This is a genomic window from Pseudomonas sp. FG86 (genome assembly GCF_057808775.1).
Genome location: NZ_JBMDIS010000054.1, coordinates 1 through 22,917, shown reverse-complemented (window position 1 = coordinate 22,917; position 22,917 = coordinate 1). Strand labels below are relative to the sequence as shown.

At 60.8% G+C, this 22,917-nt stretch carries 17 protein-coding genes; 7 read left to right on the top strand and 10 right to left on the bottom strand.

Going from position 1 to position 22,917, the window contains the following annotated elements; all coding sequences use genetic code 11:
- Positions 1–172: 172 nt before the first annotated feature.
- Both ACODSV_RS25700 and hutC read right to left on the bottom strand, forming a co-directional pair.
- A complete protein-coding gene (locus ACODSV_RS25700) occupies positions 173–733 on the bottom strand; it encodes a HutD/Ves family protein (protein ID WP_150055755.1) in 561 nt (186 codons plus the stop codon).
- On the bottom strand, positions 730–1,440 hold the full coding sequence (hutC, locus tag ACODSV_RS25695) for a histidine utilization transcriptional repressor HutC (RefSeq protein WP_223817892.1): 711 nt from the start codon (positions 1,438–1,440) through the stop codon (positions 730–732). The genes ACODSV_RS25700 and hutC overlap by 4 nt, the downstream gene beginning before the upstream one ends.
- Positions 1,441–1,587: 147 nt before the next feature.
- On the opposite strand from hutC, the gene ACODSV_RS25690 reads away from it, so the two are divergent.
- The gene (locus ACODSV_RS25690) at positions 1,588–2,952 is read left to right on the top strand and encodes a formimidoylglutamate deiminase (RefSeq protein ID WP_150055756.1); all 1,365 of its coding nucleotides are present in this window, start codon (positions 1,588–1,590) and stop codon (positions 2,950–2,952) included.
- Between the two features lie 217 nt (positions 2,953–3,169).
- On the opposite strand, the gene ACODSV_RS25685 is transcribed toward ACODSV_RS25690, so the two are convergent.
- The 6 genes from ACODSV_RS25685 to ACODSV_RS25660 all read right to left on the bottom strand — a co-directional run bounded on the left by ACODSV_RS25685 (position 3,170) and on the right by ACODSV_RS25660 (position 12,803).
- Positions 3,170–3,739 carry a lipocalin family protein gene (locus tag ACODSV_RS25685; RefSeq protein ID WP_024072907.1) on the bottom strand — a complete coding sequence of 190 codons (570 nt, stop codon included), beginning with the start codon at positions 3,737–3,739 and terminating at the stop codon, positions 3,170–3,172.
- A 30-nt stretch (positions 3,740–3,769) separates the two neighbouring features.
- Positions 3,770–4,024, bottom strand: coding sequence for a hypothetical protein (locus ACODSV_RS25680; protein WP_017849914.1), 255 nt, complete (start codon positions 4,022–4,024; stop codon positions 3,770–3,772).
- Between the two features lie 176 nt (positions 4,025–4,200).
- Positions 4,201–5,211: a class 1 fructose-bisphosphatase gene (locus tag ACODSV_RS25675; protein ID WP_024072906.1), complete on the bottom strand. Its 1,011-nt coding sequence runs from the start codon at positions 5,209–5,211 to the stop codon at positions 4,201–4,203.
- Positions 5,212–5,321: 110 nt separating this feature from the next.
- On the bottom strand, positions 5,322–6,674 hold the full coding sequence (locus tag ACODSV_RS25670) for a DUF3999 domain-containing protein (RefSeq protein WP_150055428.1): 1,353 nt from the start codon (positions 6,672–6,674) through the stop codon (positions 5,322–5,324).
- Positions 6,674–10,195, bottom strand: a complete 3,522-nt coding sequence (locus ACODSV_RS25665) for a DUF2339 domain-containing protein (RefSeq protein WP_150055427.1) — start codon at positions 10,193–10,195, stop codon at positions 6,674–6,676. Before ACODSV_RS25665 ends, ACODSV_RS25670 begins: the two co-directional genes overlap by 1 nt.
- Before the next feature lie 157 nt (positions 10,196–10,352).
- Positions 10,353–12,803, bottom strand: a complete 2,451-nt coding sequence (locus tag ACODSV_RS25660; protein WP_024072903.1) for a glycogen/starch/alpha-glucan phosphorylase — start codon at positions 12,801–12,803, stop codon at positions 10,353–10,355.
- 236 nt (positions 12,804–13,039) lie between these two features.
- On the opposite strand from ACODSV_RS25660, the gene ACODSV_RS25655 reads away from it, so the two are divergent.
- Positions 13,040–13,474 (top strand): YkgJ family cysteine cluster protein, encoded by a 435-nt coding sequence (locus ACODSV_RS25655; protein WP_024072902.1) that lies wholly within the window; start codon positions 13,040–13,042, stop codon positions 13,472–13,474.
- A 203-nt stretch (positions 13,475–13,677) separates the two neighbouring features.
- On the opposite strand, the gene typA is transcribed toward ACODSV_RS25655, so the two are convergent.
- Positions 13,678–15,498, bottom strand: a complete 1,821-nt coding sequence (gene typA / locus ACODSV_RS25650) for a translational GTPase TypA (RefSeq protein WP_024072901.1) — start codon at positions 15,496–15,498, stop codon at positions 13,678–13,680.
- A gap of 139 nt (positions 15,499–15,637) precedes the next feature.
- Positions 15,638–17,092 (bottom strand): tRNA uracil 4-sulfurtransferase ThiI, encoded by a 1,455-nt coding sequence (gene thiI, locus ACODSV_RS25645; protein ID WP_024072900.1) that lies wholly within the window; start codon positions 17,090–17,092, stop codon positions 15,638–15,640.
- A 333-nt stretch (positions 17,093–17,425) separates the two neighbouring features.
- On the opposite strand from thiI, the gene glnA reads away from it, so the two are divergent.
- From glnA to ntrC, 5 genes are all read left to right on the top strand, one after another.
- Complete coding sequence (glnA, locus tag ACODSV_RS25640; RefSeq protein ID WP_024072899.1) at positions 17,426–18,832, top strand: glutamate--ammonia ligase; 1,407 nt, start codon at positions 17,426–17,428, stop codon at positions 18,830–18,832.
- Positions 18,833–18,951: 119 nt separating this feature from the next.
- Positions 18,952–19,491 (top strand): chorismate mutase, encoded by a 540-nt coding sequence (locus ACODSV_RS25635; RefSeq protein ID WP_150054324.1) that lies wholly within the window; start codon positions 18,952–18,954, stop codon positions 19,489–19,491.
- A gap of 98 nt (positions 19,492–19,589) precedes the next feature.
- Entirely contained in the window at positions 19,590–20,015 is a 426-nt protein-coding gene (locus ACODSV_RS25630) for a cupin domain-containing protein (protein ID WP_069075086.1), read from the top strand.
- Between the two features lie 295 nt (positions 20,016–20,310).
- Positions 20,311–21,396: a nitrogen regulation protein NR(II) gene (gene glnL, locus ACODSV_RS25625; protein WP_024072896.1), complete on the top strand. Its 1,086-nt coding sequence runs from the start codon at positions 20,311–20,313 to the stop codon at positions 21,394–21,396.
- On the top strand, positions 21,393–22,829 hold the full coding sequence (gene ntrC / locus ACODSV_RS25620) for a nitrogen regulation protein NR(I) (protein WP_024072895.1): 1,437 nt from the start codon (positions 21,393–21,395) through the stop codon (positions 22,827–22,829). The genes glnL and ntrC overlap by 4 nt, the downstream gene beginning before the upstream one ends.
- Positions 22,830–22,917: the final 88 nt, after the last annotated feature.

The window sequence follows — 22,917 nt, the reverse complement described above, 5'->3', positions numbered from 1 at the left end:
TTTTGCGCCACGCTGGGGCGTTCGGTAACAAAATGGTGCGGGAGTTGGAAACAGGTCGCAAGAACAGTGGGAAACAAATGTGGGAGGGGGCTTGCCCCCCGATAGCGGTGGATCAGTCAGCCCATCTGGTACTGACACACCTATATCGGGAGCAAGCCCCCTCCCACAGTTTTTAACCGCGTGCGGTCAGTTCGATGATGCAGCTGCGGCCAGCCACGCCTATGTCCAACAGGCCGGTGTTACCGTCGATTTGCAGGCAATCGTGATGACCCAGCGTGTGCCCCAGCACCTTCACTTCATCCGCCACGCTGAACACCAGCACGGTCTGCGCGGTACTGAAGAACTGCTGCACACCGTCCACCCATTGCAGCCTCGCGTGGTAACGCTGGGGCGAATAGATCAGGTTGAAATCGCGGATCGGCCCGGTGATCAAGCGGCATGACACCTGGCTATCACCCTTGAAGGCAAATGGTTGCAGGGGCAACAGGCCGCGCTGTTCTTCGCCATCCACGGTCAACACCATGCCGACGCCCTTGATCACCGTGATCACGCGCTGGTAACCGGCGAAGCTGGAAAAACCGCCCGACTCGCCGATGTCGGCAATCGACAAGCGCCAGCCAAACCCCTCCAGGCCCTCGCCAGCATCACGGGTGATTTCTTCGGTGCTGCCACCGCCGTTTTTCCACGGCATGCGCACGTAATCGGTGGCGCGCCAGACTTTCACTGCACTCATTTACTGAAACGTCCTTCCAGGCTATGACGGGAACCGGGGTGGATCAAACGCGCGGCGGTCACCGGCTGGCGACCCGACCACGTGCGGCGGCGAATCAACAGGCATGGCTCGCTCGGCTCGATCTGCAACAGTTTGCACTCGGTGGCATCGGCGAGGATCGCTTCAACCACGTGCTCGCCTTCGGTCAGCGGCGCCACCTGGTTCAGATAGGCGTAGGGCGTTTGCTGGGTGAAATCCTGTTGCAGGTATTCCGGGGCGACCAGCGCGTTGACGAAACGGTCTTCGATTTGCACGGGAATATCGTTTTCGTAATGCACGATCAACGAGTGGAACACCCGTCCGCCCTCACGCATTTCCAGGGCGACGGCGCGCTCGGAACCGGCGGCCTCTTCGCCCAAGGTGATGACCTGGCAGGTATGGCGATGTCCGCGGGAGGCGATCTCATCGGCAATGTTGTGCACTTCAAACAGCGCGGACTGGCTCTTGGGCTCGGCGACAAACGTACCGACGCCTTGCATGCGCACCAGCAAACCTTCGGCGGTGAGTTCGCGCAGGGCGCGGTTGATGGTCATGCGGCTGAAACCCAGCTGGCTGACCAGTTCGCTCTCCGACGGTACGCGGTAATGGGGCGGCCAGTTGCCGTTGAGGATCTGCTGGCTGATCATCTGTTTGACGCGGGCATACAAGGGCGCCGGACTTTCGTCCATGTGGGCAGCCAGCGAAGACTTGGCGGGCGGAGTCGGCACAGGGAATCCTTGCAGGTGGAAAAGATGCATAGATTGCCGGAGTTTACCGAGCAGGCAAACGTCTGTATATGTATATACAAATAAACACACGACCGGGGTGCTCTAATCATGTCCGCTTTCTTTGCCGAACGCGCGCTGCTGCCTAATGGATGGGCCAACGATGTACGTCTTGAAGTCGACGCCGCTGGCGTACTGACACGCGTCCAGGCCAATGCCAGTGCAGACGCCGCCGAACGGCTCAGAGGTCCGCTGCTGGCGGGCATGCCGAACCTGCATTCCCACGCGTTTCAACGCGCCATGGCGGGCCTGGCGGAAGTCGCCGGCAACCCGAATGACAGCTTCTGGACCTGGCGCGACTTGATGTACCGCATGGTCGGCAAGATCAACCCGGCGCAGTTGCGGGTCATCGCCCGACAGCTGTACATCGAGATGCTCAAGGCCGGTTACACCTCGGTGGCTGAATTTCACTATGTGCATCACGACGTCAGCGGCCAGCCCTATGCCGACCGCACGGAACTGTCGCGCCAGATCAGCCAGGCCGCCACGAGCAGCGGGATCGGCCTGACGCTGGTACCGGTGCTGTACAGCCACTCCGGGTTTGGCGGACAGGCACCGAATGAAGGGCAGCGCCGGTTTATCAACAGCACCGAAAACTACCTCGACCTGCAGGCACGCTTGCAACCGATCCTCGCGGCGCAGCCAGCGCAACAACTGGGCCTGTGTTTTCACTCCCTGCGTGCGGTCACGCCGGAGCAGATCCATGAGGTACTCGCAGCCAGCGACAAGACCTGCCCCGTGCACATCCACATCGCCGAACAGCAAAAAGAAGTCGACGACTGCCTGGCCTGGAGCGGCAAACGCCCACTGCAATGGCTGTACGACAATGTCGACGTCGACGAACGCTGGTGCCTGGTCCACGCCACCCACGCCAACCCGGAAGAGGTCACACGCATGGCCAGGAGCCGGGCGATTGCCGGTTTGTGCCTGACCACCGAAGCCAACCTGGGCGACGGGATCTTCCCGGCCGTGGATTTTCTCGCCCAGGGTGGGCGCATGGGAATTGGCTCCGACAGCCATGTGTCGCTGAGCGTGGTGGAGGAACTGCGCTGGTTGGAATACGGCCAGCGCCTGCGCGATCAGCGGCGCAACCGCCTGTATCGCAGTGATCAGCCGATGGTCGGCCGCACGCTGTTCGACGCCGCGCTCGACGGCGGCGCCCAAGCGCTGGGGCAGCCGATTGGGCAATTGGCAGTGGGCAAGCGTGCGGACTGGATCGTGCTGGACGGCAACGATCCGTACCTGGCGACGGCAACCGAAGACGGGATTCTCAATCGCTGGTTGTTTGCCGGTGGGGATCGACAGGTGCGCGATGTAATGGTCAACGGGAAGTGGGTAGTGCGCGATGGGCGGCATGCCGGCGAGGAAGAAAGCAGCCGGGCGTTTACGCAGGTCTTGAGGGATTTGTTGGGCTGACAGGCAATCCATAACAAATGTAGAGGCCCCCGCTAAATCTCCGATTTAGCGGGGGCCTCTGTGGCGAGCGGGCTTGTCCCGCGTTGGGGCGCGAAGCGGCCCCTGACAAAAGACACCTGCGCTGTGTCAGGTACGCCTCAGTAGCTGGTTTGGGGGCCGCTTCGCGCCCCAACGCGGGACAAGCCCGCTCGCCACAACGCCCCCCCTCCCACATTGTTTACTGCGAGGTCTTCGCCATCTGCTTGTCCGACGTACGCCAAATCAAACGCGTGGTGTCATACCCCTGCTGGCGCGCCCTGCTGAGCAGGTCTTCGCGGGTATCGGCGCTGACCGTCGGCGTACGTGACAGGATCCACATATAACGTCGGCTCGGGCTGCCAACGATGGCGGTCTTGTAGTCATCGCTGACGTACAACACCCAGTAATCGCCTTTGGCGACGCCCGGCAACAACGCGGTAAACCAGTTATTGAATTCCACCCAGAGCTTGTCGGTCTTGCCCGGCACCTGCGGCGTAGCCGTGCCCTTGGCTTCTTCCCACTTCCAGTCAGTCGTCAGGCAGCGGTTGAACACCGACATATCGCCATCGGGCAGCAATGTGTAGCGGGCTTCGGACTGTGCACAGTTGCGCTGGAAGTACATCGGCAATCGAGCCAACTCATACCAGGTACCCTGGTAACGCTTGAGATTGACGTTACTCGCTGTCTTGGGTTGCAGATCGTCGCCAGAATGGCTGGCACAGCCCGCCAAAAAAAGGCTGGCACAAAGGAACAAAACAAAACGCATCATTCTTCTTCTCCCGCAGGCTCTCGCCCCGGTTTACTTCAGGCCTTGCCCGGAAAACATCAGAACCTTGTCACCGGCATATTGAACGCTGATAAAGCTGTTTTTATCACCCCAGGTGCAACTGGACATGCCCAGTGCGCCGGAACAATCGGTCGGCTTACCCAGCAACGACTCCACCTCGGCCTTGGCCATGCCGGCCGACAACTTTGCGTAGTTTTCTTGGTTGACCTTGCTGCAAGCGGCCAACAGCACGCAAAAAGCCAGCAAAGCGAGACGGCGTAACGACATGGAATAACTCCTGGAGGGACGAAGCAGCTTGGGTATCTGCCAGAAGCTTAGAAGGGAAAAGAGGTGTCTGGTTCCCGACGAACGAAAACAAAAAAGCCCCGAAAACGCTGAAACGTTTCGGGGCTTATTTAAGGGTGAACCGGCTCACAACAACGCCGATCACTTATCGCGAAAAGTTACTTCTTGTGGTAACCGGTTACGCGCTCAACCTCTTCCTTCGAACCCAGGAACACCGCCACGCGCTGGTGCAGGCCTTCGGGCTGGATGTCGAGGATACGCTGATGGCCGTCGGTCGACGCACCGCCTGCCTGTTCAACCAGGAACGACATCGGGTTGGCTTCGTACATCAGGCGCAGCTTGCCCGGCTTGGACGGCTCGCGGCTGTCGCGTGGGTACATGAACAGGCCACCGCGGGTCAGGATACGGTGCACGTCAGCCACCATCGCCGCAACCCAGCGCATGTTGAAGTTCTTCTTCAACGGGCCTTCTTCGCCTTCCATCAATTCATTGACGTAGCGCTTGACCGGTTCTTCCCAGTGGCGCTGGTTGGACATGTTGATCGCGAATTCCTGCGTGGCAGCAGGAATGGTGATGTCTTCGTGGGTGAGTACGAAGCTGCCCATTTCACGGTCCAGGGTGAAGCCCTTGACGCCATCGCCCAGGGTCAGCACCAGCATGGTCTGCGGGCCGTAGATCGCGTAGCCGGCCGCAACCTGCTCGGTGCCTGGCTGCAGGAAGGCCTTTTCGTTGAGGGCTTCGTTCTGGCTCAGGTATTCGTTCGGGCAACGCAATACCGAGAAGATGGTACCGACAGGGGCGTTGATGTCGATGTTGGACGAACCGTCCAGTGGGTCGAACACCAGCAGGTAGGCGCCTTTCGGGTACTTGCCCGGGATCTGGTAGGCATTGTCCATTTCTTCGGACGCCATGCCGGCCAGGTGACCGCCCCATTCGTTGGCTTCGAGCAGGATCTCGTTGGAGAGTACGTCGAGTTTCTTCTGCACTTCGCCTTGGACGTTTTCAGTGCCCATGCTGCCCAGGACACCGCCCAGTGCGCCTTTGGACACGGCGTGGCTGATCTCCTTGCAAGCACGCGCCACCACTTCGATAAGGAAGCGCAGATCGGCAGGCGTGTTGTTGCTGCGGGTCTGCTCGATCAAATAGCGACTCAGGGTAACGCGGGACATGGAAGGCTCCGATGTATGGGGGGGCTTAAAAACCCGCGCAGTTTAACGCGAGTCGGGGCGTATTTCCTCCTATCAGAGGATTTAAACCCAATAGAGTTCATGGACTTTATTTAACGTACCGCCGCAGGCTTGCGCAGCAAACTGTAGGCCATGGCCCCCAACGCCGCGACGCCGAGCAGTAACACGGCCCAGAGCCCGAACTTTTTCCAGTTCGGCCCGGTGTCGACAGCGGCTGCGGCCGCAGGCGACGTGACGGTCACGCCCCCGGCTACCTGGGCCTGCCCCAACGTATTGAAACGCTCGGCGTTGTAGCCAGGGATCAGGGTCGACAGCGGCAGGTTCGCCGCCTTGGCCGACGCATTACCCAGCGCCAAGGTAAATGGCGGCTCGCCGCGCGCCAGGAACACCAGTTGCGTGGCACGCACGGCAACGCGCAGTGCCGGGGCTTCGACGCCCAGGCCACCGCCGCGCTCATCCACCTGCAACTTGAGCTCAGTAACCGTTTGGCCCGGCAACGGTAATTCATCCTGCACCACGTCCTGGCCATTCTGGGTCAGGCGGTACAGCACACCGTTGCTCAGCGGCTGCCAGGCCTGCTGGCTGTCTCGCCGCCCCGCCAGGGTCACGGGCGCCAGCGTGTTGGGCTGCTTCAATTCGACGCGCAGGCGCTCGACATTCAGCCCCGTCGGCAACTGCCAGCTGTACTCCCCCGCCTTGAGCCGCGAACCGGCGAGCGGCTGCGACCACACCAAGGGCATCGGTAAACTGCTGCGGGTGGCGCTTGTCAGCTTGGCCGAGGTCAGCAGCGGCGCCGCCTGGCCTTGCCACAACAAGCGCAGGTAGCGCGCCGGTTGCCCCGGCAGGCTGACGTCATGCTGTTCGACCCGCTCGTCGGCAAACGACAAGCGCGCCACTTGCCCATCACCCCAGGCTTCCCAGTGCTGCAAGTCATCGCTGGCTTCAATGCTGAAACGCTGGAAGCCCTCCTGCTCGTGGCTCCAGTCAAGGCTCAGTTGTTGCAACGGTGCCTTGATCGCGCTGGCGTCCAGTACCCAGCCGCGCAGCACCTGCTTGCCGGGCTTGGCGGCGGTGGAGGGGCGTACCTCGAGCAAGGTGCCTTCGGCGCTGGACTTCACCACCACATCGGGCAAGGTTTCGTGGGTGTCGGCCGCGTACAGCGGGAACCACTTCACCTCGGTGACGTTGCGGTTTTCGGTGTGTTGGGGCGATTGTCGCGACAGTGCATAGGCCTGGGGTTCACCGGCCGCGTTAAAGACGCGTACATCACTGAGATCGGCCTGGCGTGCGCCCAGTTGCACAGCCAAAGGCAATTCAAGGCGATACCAGGGGCCGTTGCCACTGACGCTCAGCGGCACCTGGGTGGTGAAATCGGCAGGCGTTTCCTGGGCCCACACCGACCACGTTGCGCACAACCCCACTACCGCCACGCTCAACTTACCGATCAAGAGGATGCTCCTTCAGTTTCCAGCACAGGTTCGGCACGCTTGGGCGGCAGTGGCGCGAAGTAGCCCACCACCAGCAACAACCCGCCCACGCCAATAAACGACACGATCCGCGCCAGGCCGCCACGGTTGCTCAGCTCGACAAAGAACAGCTTGGCCACCACCACGGCAATCAACGCTGCGCCGATCAGCCACACTTCGCGGCGATGGCGCAGGTGGCCACCGATCATCAGGCCGAGGGCGACCAGGGTCCAGACGATCGACAGGCTGGCTTGTACCAGCATCGATTCGAGCAACGCATCCACCTGGAACGGCACGCCGCCCCAGTGGTGGGCGGCGCGCATCACCAGCGCGGTGAAGAATGCAAACAGCGAGAGACCTGCCACGCCTTCGGCGATCAACTCGACTCGAGCCCCACGTTGCGGCGCAACGCTGCGCGACCACAGATACACACCGAACAGGGCAAACAGCAGCCCCAGGTCCAGCGGGCTGATCAGCGGCACATACGGCAACGGCCTGGCCGTGCCGTCACTGAAGCTATTGGCCAGCCAGAACCAACCGAGCATCAACACCGCCAGCGGCAGCGCCGCCAGCACCCGGTACTCTTTCGGGTAAGCCGACACCGGCCACGGCCAACGACGCGGCGTGGCTGCCAGCACCAGATACAGGCTTGGCAGAATCGCCCAGCCCAGCCAGCGCCAGGCGTTGTATTCGGCCGACAGCCGCAACAAGCCGTAACGCAGCTCCAGGGCCAGCACGCCGATCAGCATCCAGCAGCCAAGCACATGGGCGACACTCAGCGCCTTGCCCGGCGCCACTGCCGCCAGCCGCCGCAACGACACGAAGTGCACCGCAAATACTGTCAGCCAGGCCAGCCAGCCGTACTGGGCCGCCGGGTGGTAATAGTCATGCGCGGACACCAGCAACACCACCCCCGCCGCCGGCATCAACACGGTGCAAAGCATGCCCAGCGACGCCCAGCGCAATCTCGCCGCCAGCAACGCCCAGAGTGCCACGCTGAGCGCCGCGCAGCCCAACAGGAAAGCCCCCTGCAGTTCCCGCGGGATAAACCGCAACACTTCACTGATCAGCGCCACGGCCCACCAGACCGCGCCCCACACCAGCAACAGGTCGGACAGGCGTTGCAGCTTGAGTACGGCAAACATCGGCGCATGGGGTTCACGCTGCAAGCGCCACGCGCCAACCAGGGCGGCCAGGCCCAGGACCATCGGCGTCCAGAAACCGCTGTGCCCCAAGGGGCGCACACCTTCAGGGGTCAACGGTCCGAGCAGCTCCGGTACCGACAGCAGGAACGCAGCACCGCCGATCACCTGCAGCAGCAAACCAAATACAAAACTGACGCGCTGTTGCAGGTACAGGCTCAACCAGATGATCAGCAAGCCACTGGCCGCCCATACACCGCTGGCACTTTCCCATGGCAGCACAAACAGCACCGCAAGGTTGATCAATACCAGACCCGCGAGCAGCACCACCGACAGGCCACGCAACAGCCGCACATCGCCACGCACCTGGTCGTCGCGCACCGCCAGGAGCATGCCGCCAATCAAGGCCAGGCCGATCAGCGACGCCGTCAGCAGGCCGCTCCAGCCCGCGCTGAATACCGCCGCCCCTTCACCGCCTTGCAAACGCAGCAGAAACAGCGCGCCGCCCAGCAGTTGCACGGCGAACGCGCTAAACAGGAACGTACGCGAGCCGATGCGCAGGCCGATCCACAGGGTGGCCAGGCCGGCGACCGCCCAACTGATGGCGGTGCCTTGGGTCAGCAACAACAGCGGCGCGAGCAGGTACAAAAAGGTCAGGCCCAGGCTGGCCAGCACTGGCAGCCCCTTGCGCTCCCATCCCGCCGCCTGCTCCGGCGACGCCTTGCGTAGTTGGTCGAAACTGAACAGCAGCGCCGCGCCCAGCAGCAGCGCGCCCAATGGCGCACCGTCGAGCAACGTATGGTCGCCAACGCGCAGTTCGCTGAGAAAGGCCAGCGCCGAGCCCAATTGCAATAACACGCCGAAGGCTCGCGCCAACGGCCGTTGCTGACGCAAGCCGAGCCAGAAGATCCCGGCGCCTTCCACGGCCCAGGCCGCCGCCGTCCAGCGTGCGTCGAGGCCCAGGGGAATCGCCAGGCTGGCGAAGATCACCCCCAGGGCCAGGCAGGTTTCCGCCAGCAGCAAGGCACGCCCGCCACTGAGCAATCGCGCCAGGCCCATATAGATAACGCCCAGGCCAAGGGCGCTGAACGCAGCGGCAAACTCCAAATGCTGCACCAGTGCGAACTGCAAGCCAAAGCCCACCAACGGCGGACCGAACAGCAGGCTACCGTCGACGTAATCGCCCTTGGCCGCCGACCAGCGCAGCAGCGCCCCCCGGCTGCCATCTTCGGGCGCGTCGTTCATCTCCAGCAATTTGCGGCGGGTGAACAACAGGCCGATGACCAGGTACATCAGGAAAAACAGGATCAGGAACGGCTCGGTGCTCCACAGCAGTTCCGGAGTATACGAACGCAAACCCCAGGCGAAGCCAATGCCAAAGGTGCCGACAAAGCCGATCAGGTTGAGCAGGCGCCAGGCCTTGAACCAGGCGATGGCGAGGATGCCGGCATTGAGCAGGGCGAAATAACTGAACAGCGCCACATGGTTGCCGGCGCCGGTGGACGTGAGGATCGGTGCTGCAAACCCGCCGAGTGCCGCCGCGCAGGCCAGGCCCAGGGCATCCTGGGTAATCGCCAGGATCGCCGAGAACACGGTGATCGCTACCAGCAGGCCCAGTGCCGCGCTCGGATCGATCAACGGGTGCAGGCGCATCGCGGCAAATACCGTCAGGTACAACACCGCGATCCCGGTGCCTTGCAGCATCAATCCGTAGTTGCTGTTGCGCAGTCGTAACCACCAGCCCAGGCCCAGCAGGCCCACGGCGGCCGCAGCCACCCCGGCGTAGCGCAACTCGATCGGCACCACCATGCCTTCGGTGGCGTAGCGCAACAGGAACGCCAGGCCGAGGAACAACAGCACCACGCCGACACGCAGCACGGTGTTGCCACCCAACAGCCAATTGCGTGCGCCGCTGATGGCGCGTTCGATCAGGTTGGGGCCACGGGGAGCGACAGGTTCTTGAGGCGCACGCGGCGTCGGAGCGGGCGTCCAGACGTCATCCGGCAGTGGTTGGCTCGGTTCGGCGACCATCGCCACAGGCGCCAACTCAACCGGCAGTTCCCACACCAGTTCAGGCGCCTTGGCGACAGGTGTCGGCTCAGGGACAGGCGTTTCGACGATGCCATTGCTCGTTGGCGCGGGCACTTCCAGTTGCCGCAGGCGCTCGCCCAGGGCGATCAACGCCTTCTGCGTGGTTTCCAACTGAGCAGCCTGCTGCTGCGCCTGGGTCGCCAGCCTAGACAGGCGAATCGCCTGGCCAATGCCCAACCCCAACAGCGCACCGATGCCCGCGTCACTGAACGACTCATCGAGCGTCCAGCCGAGCACCAGGCCAATCAGCATGAAAATCCATTGCATGGTCGATATTCCCTAAGCAAACCGGCGCTCAGTATATCGACGCGGACCTAATGTGGGAGGGGGCTTGCCCCCGATAGCGGTGTACCAGTCGACATATTTGTCAACTGACGGTCCGCCATCGGGGACAAGCCCCTCCCACATCGTTGTATTGCAGTGTTTAGTCGAGCGCTTTCCAGATCTCGGTAGCGTACTCGCGGATCGTCCGGTCCGAAGAGAACCACCCCATCCGCGCGGTATTGAGTACCGCCGAGCGCCACCATTCCTTGGAGTCATGCCAATGCGCTTCGACCCGCGCTTGTGCATCCCAATAGGCGTCGAAGTCGGCACACACCAAGAAGCGGTCATAGTCGATCAGCCCATCGATCAAGCCCACATATCGGCCTGGATCGTCCGGCGAGAACACCCCGCCTCGAATCGCCTGCAGCACATCGTTCAAACGATGGGAGGCCGCGATGTCCGGCCCGGCATGGAACTCGCCAGCCTGCTTGCGCGCCTCGACCTGTTGGGCGCTGAGACCGAAGATAAACATGTGCTCGGCCCCCACGCGCTCGTGCATCTCGACGTTGGCGCCGTCCATGGTGCCGATGGTCAGCGCGCCGTTGAGGCCGAACTTCATATTGCTGGTGCCCGACGCCTCAAAGCCGGCAGTGGAGATTTGCTCCGACAAGTCGGCCGCCGGAATGATGCTTTCCGCCAGGCTGACGTTGTAGTTGGGCAGGAACACCACCTTGAGCAGACCGCGCACGGTCGGGTCGTTGTTCACGGTGCGCGCAATGTCGTTGGTCAGCTTGATGATCAACTTGGCCTGGTGATAACTGGCCGCCGCCTTGCCCGCGAAAATCTTCACCCGCGGTACCCAGTCGGTGCCCGGCTCGGCACGGATCGCCTGGTACAGCGCCACTGTGTGCAGCAGGTTGAGCAACTGGCGCTTGTACTCGTGGATACGCTTGACCTGTACGTCGAACATTGCCGCCGGGTTGACCGCAATGCCCAGGCGCTCATGGATGATATCGGCCAGCGCGCGCTTGCTGTGCAGGCGCTGTTCGGCAAACGCCTTGCGGAATGCTTGCTTCTCGGCAAAGGTTTCCAGCTCGACCAGGCGGGTTTCCACGGTGTCGAGAATGTCGGGGCCCAGTGCATCCACCAGCATCGAGGTGAGCTTGGGGTTGGCCTGGTACAGCCAGCGGCGGAAGGTAATGCCGTTGGTTTTGTTGTTGATGCGCTCCGGGTACAGCTTGTGCAGTTCGGAGAACACCGTGCTGCGCATCAACTGGGTGTGCAGGCCGGAGACCCCGTTGACACTGTGGGAGCCGAGGAATGCCAGGTTGCCCATGCGCACACGGCGGCCGTTGTCTTCTTCGATCAGCGACACGGCGCGCAGCACGTCAAAATCATGGGTGCCCTTGGCCCGCAACGAGTCGATGTGCTGGGCGTTGATCAGGTAGATGATCTGCATGTGCCGGGGCAGCATGCGTTCCATCAGGCCGACCGGCCAGGTTTCCAGGGCTTCGGGCAACAGGGTGTGGTTGGTGTACGACAGGGTTTCGACGGTGACATCCCACGCGGCGTCCCATGGAATGTCGTGCAGGTCGACCAGTTGACGCATCAACTCGGCCACGGCGATCGACGGGTGCGTGTCGTTGAGCTGGATCGCCGCATGCTCGCCCAGGCTGAGTACCGAGCCGTGCATGTTCTTGTGGCGACGCAGCAGGTCTTGCAGCGAGGCCGAGACGAAGAAGTATTCCTGGCGCAGGCGCAGTTCCTGCCCCGCTTCCGTGCTGTCAGCCGGGTAAAGCACTCGGGAGATGCTTTCCGCACGGGCCACTTCGGCGACCGCACCCAAGTGGTCACCGGCGTTGAAGCGCTCCAGATGCAGGTCTTCCACCGCCCGCGCACGCCACAGGCGCAGGGTGTTGACGCTGGCGCCGCGCCAGCCGACCACCGGGGTGTCATAGGCGACGGCACGCACCGTTTCGTTGGGCGTCCACACTTGGATCATCTTGCCAGCAGGGTCCGGCAGGGTTTCGACACTGCCGCCAAAGCCGATCGGGTAAATCACCTCGGCCCGTTCGAATTCCCACGGGTTGCCGAAATCCAGCCAGCGCTCGGTCTGTTCCTGCTGCCAGCCATCGACAATCGCCTGGCGGAACAAGCCGTGCTCATAACGAATGCCATAACCATGGCCGGCAATGCCCAGGGTCGACATGCTTTCCATAAAGCACGCCGCCAGGCGGCCCAGGCCACCGTTGCCAAGCGCCGCGTCGGGCTCCAGCAGGCGGATGCGCTCCAGGTCGACACCCAGTTCGCTCAGGGCTTCGCGAGCGATCTCCAGCACACCGAGGTTGCTCAGGCTGTCATAGAGCAAGCGGCCGATGAGGAATTCGAGGGAGAGGTAATACACCCGCTTCTGGCCTTTACGGTAGATACGCCGGGTGTGGTCCATCCAGTGGTCGACCATCTGGTCGCGGGCGGCCAGGGCAATGGCTTCGAACCAGTCGTGGTCGAAGGCGTGATCCGGGTCTTTGCCCACCGCGTAGGTGAGTTTGGTCAAGACAGCATCGCGAAACGCGGCTACCTCTGCTTCTCGTGCAAGCGGTTCCTGAGACATCGGTGCGACCTCGGGCGAGATTGAAGGAGTTGCTAGAGCCTAGTCGGTCTGACAGACGGTGAAGGCTCTGGTTCGGCAGTTTTTTAACTCATTCACCTTTGCGCGAATTTAATGCAGGGGTCGTGCCCGATCTGCACTCGAACGGCCTTCGAGCTGAAAACCAGAAAATATTGTTCAAAAAACCATCAATCCCGGTATGATCGCGCGCCCGGATACCGCCCCACCTTGGAACCCTGATGAAGCCTCAACTGATCGCCGCCGCGGAACTCGACCGTCTCGAGACTTGGCAGAAATACTCCGCCCACATGTGCGGTGGCTGCGTGTCCAGCTGCTGCACGCTGCCGGTTGAGGTGAAGATCAAGGACCTGATCCGCATTGGCATCGTCGATGAATTCGAGCGCGGCGACCCGCCGAAAAACATCGCCAAGCGTTTGCAGAAGGAAGGCATTGTCGAACGCTACAACAACAAATCCGAGATTTTTACCCTGCAGCGCATGAGCAACAACGACTGCTTGTACCTGGATCGTAAGACGCGCTTCTGCACTATTTATGACAAGCGTCCGGATACCTGCCGCAACCACCCGAAAATCGGGCCGCGCCCGGGGTATTGCGCATATAAGCCGAAGGAAGTGGTGCGCGAAACCAAGTTCAAGACCCTCGATAAGTTCTGATCCAGGTTTTGCAGGGGGCTCAAGGGCCCCATCGGGGGCAAGCCCCCTCCCACACTGACCGCATTCCAAATGACTGTACTCGGTCAAATGTGGGAGGGGGCTTGCCCCCGATGAGGCCGGTACAGCCACCACACAACCTGCAGACATAAAAAAACGCCCCCGGCCTTTCGACCGGGGGCGTTTTTCATTCAGCCTGAGTTAACTCAGTTCTTGGCTTTCTTGGCAGCGCGGGTACGCTCGCCTTCGTCCAGGATCTTCTTACGCAGGCGGATCGACTTAGGCGTGACTTCGCACAGCTCGTCGTCCTGGATGAATTCCAGGGCCTGTTCCAGGGTGAAGCGAACAGGTGGAACCAGGGCGATGGTTTCGTCTTTACCCGAAGCACGCATGTTGTCGAGCTTCTTGCCTTTGGTTGGGTTGACGCCCATGTCGTTGTCACGGCTGTTCAGGCCAACGATCTGACCGTTGTAGATCTCTTGACCGTGTTCAACGAACAGCTTGCCACGCGCCTGGAGGGTTTCCAGGGAGTAGGTCAGCGCCTTGCCGGTTTCTACCGATACCAGAACACCGTTCTGACGGCCGGACATGTCGCCGGACTTCATGGTGTCGTAGCGATCGAAGATCGAGGTCAGGATGCCAGCACCGTTGGTCAGGGTCAGGAACTGGTTACGGAAACCGATCAGACCACGAGCAGGGATGTTGTATTCCAGACGCACACGGCCTTTGCCATCCGGCACCATGTTGGTCAGGTCGCCCTTACGCAGGCCCATCTCTTCCATGACCTTGCCCTGGGATTCTTCAGGGGTGTCGATGGTGACGTTTTCGAACGGTTCCTGCTTCACGCCGTCAACAGTACGGATGATCACTTCAGGACGACCAACGCCCATTTCGAAGCCTTCGCGACGCATGGTTTCGATCAGTACCGAGAGGTGCAGCTCACCACGGCCGGAAACCTTGAACTTGTCAGCCGAGTCGCCTTCTTCAACGCGCAGTGCAACGTTGTACAGCAGCTCTTTGTCCAGACGTTCCTTGATGTTACGGGAAGTCACGAACTTGCCTTCTTTACCGCAGAAAGGCGAGTCGTTTACCTGGAAGGTCATGGAAACGGTTGGCTCGTCAACGGTCAGAGGCTTCATCGCCTCGACAGTGTCCGGCTGGCACAGGGTGTCGGAGATGAACAGCGAGTCCATGCCGCTGACGCACACGATGTCGCCGGCGAAGGCTTCTTCAACGTCGATACGGTGCAGGCCGTGGTGGCCCATCAGCTTCAGGATACGGCCGTTACGCTTCTTGCCGTCGGCGCCGATAGCCACAACCGGGGTGTTCGGCTTGACGCTACCACGGGCGATACGGCCAACGCCGATAACACCCAGGAAGCTGTTGTAGTCCAGTGCCGAGATTTGCATCTGGAACGGACCGTCACGGTCAACCTTCGGTGGTGGAACGTGGTCAACGATCGCCTGGTACAGCGGGGTCATGTCTTCCGCCATGGCGGTGTGTTCCAGACCGGCAATACCGTTCAGGGCCGATGCGTAGATCACTTGGAAATCAAGTTGCTCTTCGGTAGCGCCCAGGTTGTCGAACAGGTCGAAGATCTGGTCCAGAACCCAGTCCGGACGCGCGCCTGGACGGTCAACCTTGTTGATGCACACGATCGGACGCAGGCCGGCTTCGAAAGCCTTCTTGGTCACGAAACGGGTTTGCGGCATAGGACCGTCTTGAGCGTCAACCAGCAGCAGAACGGAGTCAACCATCGACATTACGCGTTCTACTTCGCCGCCGAAGTCGGCGTGGCCCGGGGTATCCACGATGTTGATGTGGTAGCCGTTCCAGTTGATAGCGGTGTTTTTAGCCAGGATGGTAATACCGCGCTCTTTTTCCTGGTCGTTGGAGTCCATCACGCGCTCGTCGTTGAGCTCGTTGCGCTCCAGGGTGCCGGATTGACGCAAGAGTTTGTCTACCAGGGTGGTTTTACCATGGTCAACGTGAGCAATGATGGCGATGTTACGTAGATTTTCGATCACTTGTGTATCTCGATCAGAGGATTCGGTGTGCTGACAGGTCGTGGCAGCGATTAACAGTAGAGTCAGGCCTTGCCGTTACAGCTTGACGGCAGAGTCGGGGGGCCGGTGACGCAGGCCACAGGCAAACAGCCCCGGGCTCTTAGCTCGGTCGATAAACGCGCACATTGGCATGCCCCTCACTGAGCAAATGGTGGGCATGCAGGCGACTCATCACGCCTTTGTCGCAATACAGCAGGTACTGACGGCTGTTATCCAGTTCCTTGAAACGCGCGTTCAATGCATAGAACGGCAGCGTTTGTACGTCGATGCCAGCGATTTCCAGCGGCTCATCCTCCGCGGCATCCGGGTGACGGATGTCGATGACGATCTGGCCGGCCAGGGCTTCGCTGACTTCTTCGATCTGCACATCCTGGCCCAGTTCATCGATGACTCGATCGATCGGGACCAGCTTGGCGTTCTCGAGCGCACGCTCCAGAATCGCCATGTCAAACTGTTGTTCTTCGTACTCCACGCGGTTGCGCTTGGCGTGGGTCTTGGGGTTCACCGAGATGACCCCGCAATATTCAGGCATATGCTTGGCGAAATCAGCGGTGCCGATTTTTTCCGCCAGGTCGATGATGTCCTGCTTGTGGCTGGCGATCAGCGGGCGCAACACCAGCTTTTCGGTCACACAGTCGATCAGCGACAGGTTCGGCAGCGTCTGGCTGGAGACCTGGGAGATCGCTTCGCCGGTCACCAGCGCGTCGATCTGCAACTGATCGGCGATTCGGGACGCAGCGCGCAACATCATACGCTTCAATACTACGCCCATATGACTGTTATCGACTTTGCCGAGAATTTCCCCGAGCACTTCCTCGAACGGCACGCTCACAAATAGCACACGCTGGGAGCTGCCGTACTTCTTCCAGATGTAATGCGCGACTTCCATCACGCCCAATTCGTGTGCACGCCCGCCCAGGTTAAAGAAGCAGAAATGGCTCATCAGCCCGCGGCGCATGATCTGGTAGGCCGCCACCGTGGAATCGAAACCGCCGGACATGAGTACCAGGGTCTGTTCCAGGGCACCCAGCGGGTAGCCGCCGATGCTGTCGTGCTGGCTATGGATCACGAACAACCGTTGGTCGCGAATTTCCATGCGCACTTCAATTTGTGGCGCTTTCAAGGAAATTCCGGCGGCGCCGCACTCGCGACGCAGCTTGCTGCCGACGTATTTCTCGACGTCCATGGAGCTGAACGGGTGCTTGCCGGCACGCTTGCAGCGCACCGAAAAAATCTTCCCTTCCAGCTCATCACCGAAGTGCTGCTTGCACTTTTCGGTGATGTCGTCGAAGTCGCCCAGTGGATACTCGTCCACCTGCAGGAAATGCGCGATACCCGGCATGCAGCTCAGCCGTTCGGTCATGTCCTTCAAGGCTTTGGGGTCGGTCACGCGGGTTTCCAGCTCGAGGTTGTCCCACACGCCGTTCACCACCACAGCCGGGTCCAGATCGCGGAGCACGGCACGGATGTTCTTGGCCAACTGACGGATGAAACGCATCCGTACCGGTCGGCTCTTGATGGTGATCTCTGGGAAGACTTTAACGATTAATTTCATGGAAACAGCGCGCGCAGGGCCTGCCGAAAAAGGGGGGCGCGGATTATAGCGGAAATCGCTCAAGGTTTAACCAGTTAATATGCATTGAAGGTGATGCGCACCAAAACGGGTCATTTATGCAAATCAGCGCTACATTGCAGTGCGTTAATTATTCCATTTCGGCCGATTGCACCGTTATAGGGGCGATTTTGAGGCAGAAAGGCCATGTTGGCGCACTGGCATGCAATTTGCTCTCTTGTGAGGCAGGTTGCCATGGCGGAGTATCCGCGCCGGCATCACCCACATTCTAAGGGCTAACTCCACTACCCAGCCCGAAGCCACCCGGAGGACACCATGTCGAAGTCGGTTCAACTCATCAAAGATCATGACGTTAAATGGATTGATCTGCGCTTCACGGACACAAAAGGCACTCAGCACCACGTGACCATGCCGGCTCGCGACGCGCTGGATGACGCTTTCTTCGAAGAAGGCAAAATGTTCGACGGTTCCTCCATTGCCGGTTGGAAAGGCATCGAAGCTTCCGACATGATCCTGATGCCGGACGACAGCACTGCCGTGCTGGACCCGTTCACCGAAGACCCAACCCTGATCATCGTCTGCGACGTGATCGAGCCTTCGACCATGCAAGGCTACGACCGCGACCCACGTGCGATCGCCAAGCGTGCCGAGGAATACCTGAAGTCGACCGGTATCGGCGACACCGTATTCGTAGGCCCTGAGCCAGAATTCTTCATCTTTGATTCGGTCAAGTTCAAGTCCGACATCTCCGGCTCCATGTTCAAGATCTTCTCCGAACAAGGTTCGTGGATGTCCGACCAGGACGTGGAAGGCGGCAACAAAGGCCACCGTCCAGGCATCAAAGGTGGCTACTTCCCAGTTCCGCCATTCGACCACGACCACGAAATCCGTACCTCCATGTGCAATGCCATGGAAGAAATGGGCCTGGTCATCGAAGTGCACCACCACGAAGTGGCCACTGCCGGCCAGAACGAAATCGGTGTGAAATTCAACACCCTGGTCGCCAAGGCTGACGAAGTCCAGACCCTGAAGTACTGCGTACACAACGTGGCTGATGCCTACGGCCGTACCGCGACCTTCATGCCTAAGCCTCTGTACGGCGATAACGGCTCGGGTATGCACGTTCACCTGTCCATCGCTAAAGAAGGCAAGAACACCTTCGCTGGCGAAGGTTATGCCGGCCTGTCCGACACCGCCCTATACTTCATCGGCGGTATCATCAAGCACGGTAAGGCCCTGAACGGCTTCACCAACCCGTCGACCAACTCCTACAAGCGTCTGGTTCCAGGCTTCGAAGCGCCGGTCATGCTGGCCTACTCGGCACGCAACCGTTCCGCCTCGATCCGTATTCCTTACGTGTCCAGCCCGCGCGCTCGCCGTATCGAAGCCCGCTTCCCGGATCCAGCAGCCAACCCATACCTGGCCTTCGCTGCCCTGGTCATGGCTGGCCTGGACGGTATCCAGAACAAGATCCACCCTGGCGACGCCGCCGACAAAAACTTGTACGACCTGCCGCCTGAAGAGGCCAAAGAGATCCCACAAGTGTGCGGCAGCCTGAAAGAAGCCCTGGAAGAGCTGGACAAGGGCCGTGCGTTCCTGACCAAAGGCGGCGTATTCAGCGACGACTTCATCGATGCCTACATCGAGCTGAAAAGCGAAGAAGAAATCAAAGTACGCACCTTCGTACACCCACTGGAATACGAGCTGTACTACAGCTGCTGATCCGGTAGCGCTGCTTGACGCAGCGTGATGAAAGAGGCCTCCTTCGGGAGGTCTTTTTTTGCCCGAATTTTATTAAACATGTGGGAGAGGGCTCGCCCCCTCCCACAAGGAGATCAGCCTTGAAACGTCGACTTGTATTTGCCCTGCTGTTCGTCACTACCAGTGCGAGCGCCGCGCCAGCCAGCCTTGAGCCATTGCTCAACAGCATCGCCGAACGCCTGGCCATCGCCGACCAGGTCGCCCTGAGCAAATGGGACAGCAAAAAGCCCGTAGAGGACAAGAAGCGCGAACAGGAGGTCATCGCCAGCGTCATCGCCCAGGCACCCAACTACAAACTGGCGCCCGCCGCCGCCGAGCAATTTTTCTCAGCGCAGATAGAGGCGAACAAACTGGTGCAGTACACCCACCTGTCCGACTGGCAGTTCCAGGGCAAGGCACCCGATGACCCGCGCCCCGACTTGGTGAAGCAGATTCGCCCGCAGCTGGATCAATTGCAAAAACGCCTGCTGCAAGAACTGGCGGACTTCACCCCGCAACGCACCGACCCAAAGTGCCCGCAGTGGCTGGCCGAGGCGGTGCATGAGCCGTTGAACGAGCCGTTGCAGCAACTGGCGATGATTCGCGCCACTGCCGAGCTGTGTATCCACACAGGCGAATAACAGATGACACCCACATCATTTTAGGCCCCTTCCGGCATCCGTCCCCCGGACAGCGATCGTAGCCTGACCGGCCACTCAGCGAACGGATGAAACCGACCATGGAAGCCCTCAAATGCTTGATCGCAACAGCGGCGTGTTTGGCTGCGCTAGGCTGCAGCAGCCAGCCCAAAGACGCCGTACAGATCGAAAAGGAAACCCTGCTGCAGAGCAGCGCATCATGGGACGGAACACCTTACGAGGCTTACCCCTCCGGCCCGCCGGAACTTACGCTGTTGCGACTCAAGATCCCGGCGAATACGCAGTTGCCCTGGCACAGCCACCCCATGCCGAACGCAGCGTATATCCTCTCGGGCGAGTTGATCGTTGAAACCCGTAAAGGTGGGCGGGCTCTCACCCTGACTCAAGGGCAAACCCTGGCCGAGATGGTGGGCACAGTCCATCGCGGCAGAACTGGAAGCACCCCAGTGGAGCTGCTGGTGTTTTACGCCGGCACCATGGGCATGCCGCTGTCCCAGCCGCATTGATAAAGTCCTGCCACCGAGATCGCTCTCGACATCGGCCGAGAACGATCTCTCATCACTTCCTGAACAACCTTCATAAAACCGCACTATATTGGTGCGACAACTTGCACCCTACCCACCTGCCCAGCCCATTTTGGTTCGAAACTTCCCGTTGAAGCTGGCAGAACGCCACAGTTTCGAGCCTTAAATCCTTATTTCAGGGGTTTAACGCTTCTTTTCGGAGCCTTGGTTTGGTTTTTGCATTTTCCTTGTATCAGCGTGTGCCTCAAGCCCGCGCCTTGCTCCAAAAGAGGTCCTGATGACCATCAGCGATGCACTGCACCGTTTGTTACTCGACAACCTGACGACCGCGACCATCCTGCTCAACGACGACTTGCGTCTTGAGTACATGAACCCGGCGGCGGAGATGCTCCTGGCCATCAGCGGCCAGCGCAGCCATGGGCAGTTCATCAGCGAATTGTTCACCGAGTCGGCCGAAGCCTTGAGTTCATTGCGCCAGGCGGTGGAGCAGGCACACCCATTCACCAAGCGTGAGGCGATGCTCACGGCCCTGACCGGCCAAACCCTGACCGTCGACTACGCCGTGACCCCGATCCTGAGCAACGGCGCCACCCTGCTGCTGCTTGAAGTGCATCCCCGCGACCGCCTGCTGCGCATCACCAAAGAAGAAGCCCAGCTGTCCAAGCAGGAAACCAGCAAGATGCTGGTCCGCGGCCTGGCCCATGAGATCAAGAACCCGTTGGGCGGGATTCGCGGTGCCGCGCAGTTGCTGGCCCGCGAGCTGCCGGACGAGCACCTCAAGGACTACACCAACGTCATCATTGAAGAGGCCGACCGCCTGCGCAACCTGGTGGACCGCATGCTCGGCTCCAACAAACTGCCGTCGCTGGCGATGACCAACGTGCACGAGGTGCTCGAACGCGTCTGTCAGCTGGTCGAAGCCGAAAGCCAGGGCTGCATCACCCTGGTGCGCGACTACGACCCGAGCATTCCCGACGTATTGATCGACCGCGAACAGATGATCCAGGCCGTGCTCAATATCGTGCGCAACGCCATGCAAGCCATCAGCAGCCAGAACGAGCTGCGCCTGGGCCGCATCAGCCTGCGCACCCGCGCCCTGCGCCAGTTCACCATCGGCCACGTGCGCCATCGCCTGGTAACCAAGGTCGAGATCATCGACAACGGTCCGGGCATTCCTGCGGAACTGCAGGAAACCATCTTCTTTCCAATGGTCAGCGGTCGCCCGGACGGTACCGGGCTGGGCCTGGCCATTACCCAGAACATCATCAGCCAGCACCAGGGTCTGATCGAATGTGAGAGCCATCCCGGCCACACCACGTTCTCGATCTTTCTGCCTCTGGAACAAGGAGCCCCATCGACATGAGCCGTAGTGAAACTGTGTGGATCGTCGATGACGACCGTTCTATCCGCTGGGTCCTCGAGAAAGCCTTGCAACAGGAAGGCATGACCACCCAGAGCTTCGACAGCGCTGACGGGGTGATGAGCCGCCTGGCGCGCCAGCAGCCCGACGTGATCATCTCCGACATCCGCATGCCCGGCGCCAGTGGCCTGGACCTGCTGGCGCGGATTCGCGAACAGCACCCGCGCCTGCCGGTAATCATCATGACGGCGCACTCGGACCTGGACAGCGCTGTCGCGTCCTACCAGGGCGGTGCGTTTGAATACCTGCCCAAGCCGTTCGACGTGGACGAGGCGGTGGCGCTGGTCAAGCGCGCCAACCAGCACGCCCAGGAACAACAGAACCAGGAAGCGCCGCCGGCGCTGACCCGCACCCCGGAAATCATCGGCGAAGCGCCGGCGATGCAGGAAGTGTTTCGCGCCATCGGGCGCTTGAGCCACTCCAACATCACCGTGCTGATCAATGGCGAGTCGGGTACCGGTAAAGAATTGGTGGCCCACGCCCTGCACCGTCACAGCCCAAGGTCGGCCTCGCCGTTTATCGCACTGAACATGGCGGCGATTCCGAAGGACTTGATGGAGTCCGAGCTGTTCGGCCATGAGAAAGGCGCGTTCACTGGCGCGGCCAACCTGCGTCGCGGCCGCTTTGAGCAAGCCGATGGCGGTACGCTGTTCCTCGATGAGATCGGCGATATGCCGGCCGATACCCAGACCCGCCTGCTGCGGGTACTGGCGGACGGCGAATTCTATCGCGTGGGCGGGCATACGCCGGTCAAGGTCGATGTGCGCATCATCGCCGCGACTCACCAGAACCTGGAAACCCTGGTGCATGCGGGCAAGTTCCGCGAGGACTTGTTCCACCGCTTGAACGTGATCCGTATCCACATTCCCCGGATGTCGGACCGTCGCGAAGATATCCCGACCCTCGCTCGCCACTTCCTCAGCCGCGCCGCCCAGGAGCTGGCCGTGGAGCCGAAGCTGCTGAAAACCGAGACCGAGGAATACCTGAAGAACCTGCCGTGGCCAGGCAACGTGCGCCAGTTGGAGAACACCTGCCGCTGGATCACGGTGATGGCATCCGGGCGCGAGGTGCATATCAGCGACCTGCCGCCGGAGCTGTTGAGCCTGCCGCAGGACTCGGCCCCAGTGACAAACTGGGAACAAGCCCTGCGCCAATGGGCCGACCAGGCCCTGGCACGCGGCCAGTCAAACCTGCTGGACAGCGCCGTACCGGCGTTCGAGCGGATCATGATCGAAACGGCCCTCAAGCACACCGCTGGTCGCCGCCGCGATGCCGCCGTGCTGTTGGGCTGGGGCCGCAATACCCTGACTCGCAAGATCAAGGAACTGGGGATGAAGGTGGATGGTGGTGACGACGACGACGGCGATGAGGGCTGAGTCTCAGATCCACTGAAAATCCAATGTGGGAGGGGGCTTGCCCCCGATAGCGTAGTGTCAGTCGACATCTATGTGACTGATCCACCGC